General features: G+C 63.9%; 1 protein-coding gene. It reads left to right on the top strand.

The features are described from left to right. Nucleotides 1-391, top strand: a 391-nt coding sequence (locus SB822_RS55235) for an FAD-dependent oxidoreductase (RefSeq protein WP_410858865.1), incomplete at both ends; no start/stop codon positions are given.

Here is a 391-nt window from a genome sequence, read left to right as displayed (position 1 = left end):
ACAGCGTGCGGCTCGTCAAAGGCAGCCACATCGTCACGCGGCGGCTGTTCGAGCACGACCACGCGTACATTTTCCAGAACCCGGACAAGCGGATCATCTTCGCGATTCCATACGAGCACGACTACACGCTGATCGGCACGACCGACATCGAATACCGCGGCGACCCCGCGCAGGTCGCGATCACCGCCGACGAGACGCAGTACCTGTGCGACTCCATCAACCGCTATTTCAGGCAGAAAATTTCGCCGGCCGATGTGCGCTGGACCTACTCGGGCGTGCGGCCGCTGCTCGAAGAAGAAGGCGCCGATAATCCGTCGGCCGTCACGCGCGACTACTCGCTCGAACTCGACGCGCCCGCGGGCGAAGCGCCGCTGCTATCGGTGTTCGGCGG

The sequence above is a fragment of the Paraburkholderia sp. SIMBA_054 genome, assembly GCF_046534875.1.
Taxonomy (GTDB): domain Bacteria; phylum Pseudomonadota; class Gammaproteobacteria; order Burkholderiales; family Burkholderiaceae; genus Paraburkholderia; species Paraburkholderia hospita.
The sequence above is the reverse complement of the archived record's forward strand: the minus strand, read 5'-3'. Positions and strand labels throughout refer to the sequence as shown.